The following is a 6212-nucleotide window of genomic DNA, read 5'->3' on the forward strand; positions in this document are numbered from 1 at the left end:
CTAGCCCCGTTCCCTGCACGGCCGACCCGGGGCCGCGCCGGAGTAGCGTTTCCCCCATGCGTTTCTCCGGCGGAAGACCCTCAGGCGACCTCACCTACTCGGACGTCTTCCTCGTCCCCGGCCGCTCGTCGGTGACGAGCCGCCTCGACGTCTCGCTCGCCCCGGGCGACGGCACCGGGGCGACGATCCCCGTCGTCTCCTCCAACATGAACTCGGTCACCGGTCAGCGCCTCGCAGCGACGCTCGCGCGCCGGGGCGGGCTCGGCGTCCTCCCGCAGGACATGCCCCTGCAGGCGCTGGACGCCGCGATCCGCTGGGTGAAGCGCCAGCCGGTCGCCTTCTCCGGCGCCCTCACCGCCTCGCCGGCGACGACCGTGGAGGAGGCGCTGCGCATCCTGCCGGCCGTCGCCGGCCACGGCTTCGTGGTGCAGGAGGAGGGCGGCGCGATCCTCGGCTGCGTCCCGGCCGCGCGCCTGGCGACCGCGCTGCCGGACGCGCGCCTGGGCGACCTGGTGCACTCCGCCACCCCCTCGATCGACGCCGACGACGTGCCCACCGCGCGGGCCGCCTTCGACCTCATGGTGGCCGCCGACCTCGACTTCGCCCCCGTGCTGCACCACGGCGCCCTGGTCGGCACGCTGTCGCGCACCGGCGCCCTCCGCTCCACCGTCTACGACCCGGCGCTCGACGCGGACGGGCGTCTGCGCGTCGCGGCGGCGATCGGCATCAACGGCGACGTCGAGGCGAAGGCGCGCGCGCTCGTCTCCGCGGGCGTCGACGTCCTCGTCCTCGACACCGCGCACGGCCACCAGGAGGGGATGCTCCGGGCGCTCCGGACGGTCTCCGCGCTCGATCTCGGAGTGCCGATCGCGGCGGGCAACGTCGTCACGGCCGACGCGGTGCACGACCTCGTCGACGCGGGAGCGGACATCCTCAAGGTCGGCGTCGGCCCCGGCGCGATGTGCACCACGCGGATGATGACCGCGGTCGGCCGACCGCAGTTCTCGGCCGTCCTCGAGACGGCCGAGCGCGCGCACGAGCTGGGCGCCCACGTCTGGGCGGACGGCGGGGTGCGCTACCCGCGCGACGTCGCCCTCGCGCTGGCCGCGGGCGCCGCCTCCGTGATGATCGGCTCCTGGTTCGCCGGCACGATCGAGGCGCCGGGGGAGCTGCGCAGCGACGCGGTCGGCCGGGTCTACAAGGAGAGCTGGGGCATGGCCTCGGCCAAGGCGGTGCAGGAGCGCTTCGACCGCCTCGACGCCTACGAGCTCGCCCGCAAGCGCCTCTTCGCCGAGGGCATCTCCTCCTCCACCATCTACCTCGACCCGTTGCGGCCCTCGGTCGAGGACCTGCTCGACATGATCACCTCGGGGGTCCGCTCGTCCTTCACCTACGCCGGCGCCCGGAGCGTGGCCGACTTCCACGAGCGGGCGCACGTGGGCCTGCAGTCGGCCGCGGGCTACGAGGAGGGCAAGGCGCTGCCGGTCAGCTGGTGAGCGGGCGCCGCGTGCTAGAACCGAGCCCATGACCATCGTCGACAACGCCGTGTACGTCGACGGCCGCCGCATCCGGAACCCCGACTCGCTCGAGGACACCTTCGAGCTGATGCGCGACGAGCACGGCATGGCCTGGATCGGCCTCTACCGCCCGACGCGCGAGGAGGTCGAGGCGGTCGCCGAGGAGTTCGGGCTGCATCCGCTCGCTGTCGAGGACGCGCTCAGCGGGCACCAGCGGGCCAAGCTCGAGCGCTACGACGACGGGCTCTTCGTCGTGCTGCGGCCGGCGCGCTACGCGGACGCCGCCGAGACGGTCGTCTTCGGCGAGCTGCACGTCTTCGTCGGCCCCGACTTCGTGGTCACCATCCGGCACGCCGACTCCCCGGACCTCGCCCGCGTGCGCCGCCGCCTGGAGGAGGATCCGGCCCTCCTCGCCCGCGGGCCCGAAGCGGTGCTCTACGCGATCCTCGACCAGGTCGTCGACGAGTACGCGCCGGTGGTGTTCGGCGTCCAGGGCGACGTGGACGAGATCGAGGACCAGCTCTTCGGCGACGGCTCGGACGACGGGCTCTCGGAGCGCATCTACCGGCTCTCGCGCGAGGTCATCCACTTCCAGCGCTCGGTGCAGCCGCTGACCGCCCTGCTGCACGAGCTGCTGCAGGAGTCGACGCCCGTGGAGGGGGAGCCCTCGCCCTCGCCGGAGCGGATCGAGCTGCGCCGCTCCCTCCGCGACGTGCTCGACCACACCATCCGCGTGACGGAGGCGGTCGACTCCCTGCGCGCGATCCTCGACAAGGCGCTCACGGTGCACTCGACGCTCGTCTCGCGCCGGCAGACCGAGACCGGGCTCGCCCAGAACGACGTGGTCCGCAAGATCTCCTCGTGGGCGGCGATCCTCTTCGCCCCGACGCTCGTGGCCGGCATCTACGGGATGAACTTCGACGACATGCCGGAGCTGCACTGGCGGCTCGGCTACCCCTGGGCGCTGGGCCTGATGGTGCTGTTCGGCTTCGCGCTCTACGCGGTGTTCAAGCGGAAGAAGTGGCTCTGAGCCGCCGCGTCGGAGCACGCCCGGCGGCGCTCCGCGGCGGGTAGACTCGGCGCCACAATGGACGACCCTCCCTCTGCGCATCCGGCCTGTTCCGCTCACTGCCGTGCTCCTCGGACTCCCGCTCGACGCTCCGGTGCCGCCGCTCCGCCGGCCCGCACCGTCCGGCCCTCCTCGCACCTCCCTCTCGTGACCGGGGGCGACCACCGTGGGAACTGAGTGGCTCCTCCTCGGCGTCGGCCTGCTCCTGACCCTGGGCACCGGCGTCTTCGTCGCCAGCGAGTTCGCGCTGGTGAACCTCGACCGGGCCGACCTCGAGGCCCGTCGCGACCGCGGCGAGACGCGCCTGGGCATGACCATCGCGGCCCTGCGCGTCACCTCCACGCACCTCTCGAGCGCGCAGCTGGGCATCACTCTCACGACGCTGCTCACCGGCTACACGATGGAGCCCGCCCTCTCGACGCTGCTCCAGGAGCCGTTCAGCGGACTCGGCATCCCGGAGGAGGCGCTCGCGCCGGTCATGACGGTGGTCGCCATCGTCATCGCGACCCTGCTGTCGATGATCCTCGGCGAGCTGGTCCCCAAGAACTTCGCCCTCGCTCTGCCGCGGGCGACCGCGAAGCTCGTCGTGCCGCTGCAGACCGCGTTCACGACGGTGTTCCGCCCGGCCGTCGCCCTGCTGAACGGCAGCGCGAACGCCCTGCTGCGCCTGGTCGGCATCGAGCCGAAGGAGGAGCTCTCGGGCGCCCGCAGCGCCGAGGAGCTCTCGAGCCTCGTGCGCCACTCCGCCAGCGCCGGACTGCTCGAGGAGGACACGGCCGACCTGCTCGGGCGCACCCTCCGCTTCTCCGCCCTCACCGCGGGCGACGTGATGACGCCGCGCCTGCGCCTGTCGACGGTCGAGCGCGCGAGCACCGCGCAGGACGTGCTCGACCTCGCCCGCACCACCGGGTTCTCGCGCTTCCCGATCACGGACGACGACATCGACGACATCGTCGGAGTCGTGCACGTCAAGCAGGCCGTCGCCGTGCCCCGCGGCAAGAGGTCCGACGTGCCGGTCACGGCGCTGCGCTCCGAGCCGCTCCGCGTCCCCGAGACCATGAAGCTCGATGTGCTGCTCACGGAGCTGCGCGGACGCGGCTTCCAGCTCGCGGTCGTCGTCGACGAGTACGGCGGGACGGCGGGCGTCGCCACGCTCGAGGACCTGGTCGAGGAGCTGGTCGGCGAGGTCGCCGACGAGCACGACCGCTCCCGGGCCGACGTGGTCAAGCTCCCCGGCTCCACCACCTTCCCCGGCATGCTCCGCCCCGACGAGGTCCTCGACCGCGCCGGCGTGCACATCCCCGAGGAGGGGCCCTACGAGACGGTCGCCGGATTCGTGATGAGCGAGCTCGGCCGCCTCCCCGCCGTCGGCGACCGGGTCGACGTCGAGGGCGGCTCGCTGCGCGTCGAGCGCCTGGACGGCCGCCGCATCGACCGCCTCCGCTTCACGCCCGACCCCGACGCGGATCCCGACGGGATCCCCGACCCGCTCGCCGACGTCGCCCGCGGACACCGCGGACGGAAGGAGTCCGACGATGAGTGACTGGGCCGGAATCGCCTGGCTCGTGGTGCTCCTCGCCGCGAACGCCTTCTTCGTCGGAGCGGAGTTCGCGGTCATCTCCGCGCGCCGCTCCCAGATCGAGCCCCTCGCGGAGAGCGGACGCCGCAGCGCGATCACCGCGCTCGCCGCGATGGAGCACGCCACACTGATGCTCGCGACCACGCAGCTGGGCATCACCGTCTGCTCGCTGCTGATCCTCAACGTGAGTGAGCCGGCGATCCACCACCTGCTCGAGGTGCCGCTGCACGCCGTCGGCATCCCCGACGAGCTCTCCGGCACCGTCGCCTTCGTCATCACGCTGCTGATCGTGTCGTTCCTGCACGTGGTGCTCGGCGAGATGGTCCCCAAGAACATCTCGTTCTCGATGCCCGACCGCGCCGTGCTCCTCCTGGCGCCGCCGCTCGTCGCCATCGCCCGGGTCCTCCGCCCGATCATCGTCGCCCTCAACGCGGTCTCGAACGGAGTGCTCCGCCTCTTCAAGGTGGAGCCCAAGGACGAGGCGAACAGCACCTTCACGCTCGAGGAGGTGCAGACGATCGTCGACCAGTCCACCCGCGAGGGCACGCTCCGCGACTCGACCGGGACCCTCCTCGCCGCGTTCGAGTTCACCGAGAAGAAGGTCCACGACGTCGCCCTGCCCCTCGACGGGATCGTCAGCCTCCCCAGCGGAGCGACCCCCGCCGACGTCGAGCGCGCCGTCGCCAAGCACGGCTTCTCGCGCTACGTGATCCTCGGGGAGGACGGCACCCCCGAGGGCTACATCCACCTCAAGGACGTCCTCGACCTCGACGGCGACACGGAGGGCGCCAAGTTCCGCCTCCCCGTCCCCGCCAAGCGCATCCGCCAGCTCGCCTCGATCTTCGAGGCCACCGACCTCGAGGACGCCCTCGCGATCATGCGGCGCACCGGCGCCCACCTCGCCCGGGCGTTCGACGAGCAGGGCCGCGCCACCGGAGTGCTGTTCCTCGAGGACATCATCGAGGAGCTCGTCGGCGAAGTCGACGACGCCACCCGCCGCTAGGCGCGGGCCGCGGAGGGGCCGTCTGCGGCGTTGTCGTCGGGCGCGATACCGCCGGTATCGCTTCCTCCTCCGCCTTGCATCCGACCCCTCCTCGGCCCGCGCCCGCGGGTGCTGGAGGGGGCGTTCGCGGCGTTGTCGTCGGGCGCGGTACCGCCGGTACCGCTTCCTCCTTCGCCTTGCGACTGCCCCCTCCAGCACACGCGCCCCCCTGGAGAAAGGGGAGAGGGGTGCGGCTGCGCCGGCACCAGTGCGCCGCGCCGGCATCAGTGCGGCTGCGCCGGCACCGGGCGGCTCGGTCGCAGGGCGACGTAGGGTGGCGGGATGGGTGAGCGGGTCGGGACGGCGGAGGCGGCGCGGAGCATCAGGGTGCCGCGGGAGGACGACGACAAGTACACGCGCGGGGTGCTGGGGATCGCGACCGGGTCGGAGCGGTACCCGGGAGCGGCGGTGCTCGGCGTCGAGGCGGCGGTGCGGACGGGAGTCGGCATGGTCCGCTACCTCGGACCGGAGCGGCCCGCGGGACTGGTGCTCGCCCGGCGGCCGGAGGTCGTAACCGCGGTGGGACGCGTGCAGGCCTGGCTCGTCGGCTCCGGCACCAGCGCCGAGGACCGCAGCGACGAGGAGCGGCGCACCCTGATCGAGCAGCTGCACTCGGAAGTCCCGGTGGTGCTCGACGCGGGCGCGCTCGACCTGATCGACGAGGCCGCAGGCCCGGTCGTCATCACGCCGCACTACCGCGAGCTCGCCGGAGTGCTCGGCCGAGCGGGTCTGGACGCGGACGCCGCGACGATCGCCGAGGCCCCGGGGGAGTGGGCGCGCCGGGCGGCGGACCGCCTCGGAGTCTGCGTGCTCCTCAAGGGCGGCACCACCCACGTCGTCGCGGGCGGCGTCGAGCTCGAGGTCTCCGGATCCACGCCCTGGCTGGCGACCGCGGGCAGCGGCGACGTCCTCGGCGGCGTGCTCGGCGCACTCCTCGCCGGTCGGGCCGCGGACGCCGAGGCGGCCGGGGCGACTCTGACGGCGGAGGACCTCGCCCCCGTGGCC

Annotated in this window: 5 protein-coding genes; all 5 read left to right on the forward strand. The window is 73.2% G+C overall.

All coding sequences use genetic code 11. The features are described from left to right. Window positions 1-56: 56 nt before the first annotated feature. Window positions 57-1496: a GuaB1 family IMP dehydrogenase-related protein gene (locus tag C5C82_RS02330; protein WP_104291588.1), complete on the forward strand. Its 1440-nt coding sequence runs from the start codon at window positions 57-59 to the stop codon at window positions 1494-1496. A gap of 28 nt (window positions 1497-1524) precedes the next feature. Further along, window positions 1525-2547 carry a magnesium/cobalt transporter CorA gene (corA, locus tag C5C82_RS02335; RefSeq protein WP_104291587.1) on the forward strand — a complete coding sequence of 341 codons (1023 nt, stop codon included), beginning with the start codon at window positions 1525-1527 and terminating at the stop codon, window positions 2545-2547. A gap of 205 nt (window positions 2548-2752) precedes the next feature. Beyond that, window positions 2753-4129, forward strand: a complete 1377-nt coding sequence (locus tag C5C82_RS02340) for a hemolysin family protein (protein ID WP_104225499.1) — start codon at window positions 2753-2755, stop codon at window positions 4127-4129. Next, entirely contained in the window at window positions 4122-5168 is a 1047-nt protein-coding gene (locus C5C82_RS02345) for a hemolysin family protein (protein ID WP_104224111.1), read from the forward strand. Before C5C82_RS02340 ends, C5C82_RS02345 begins: the two co-directional genes overlap by 8 nt. A gap of 321 nt (window positions 5169-5489) precedes the next feature. Then, the coding region (locus C5C82_RS02350; protein ID WP_104354551.1) for an ADP/ATP-dependent (S)-NAD(P)H-hydrate dehydratase at window positions 5490-6212 on the forward strand (723 nt) is incomplete at its 3' end.

Source organism: Rathayibacter sp. AY1D5 (genome assembly GCF_002932515.1).
GTDB lineage: Bacteria > Actinomycetota > Actinomycetes > Actinomycetales > Microbacteriaceae > Rathayibacter.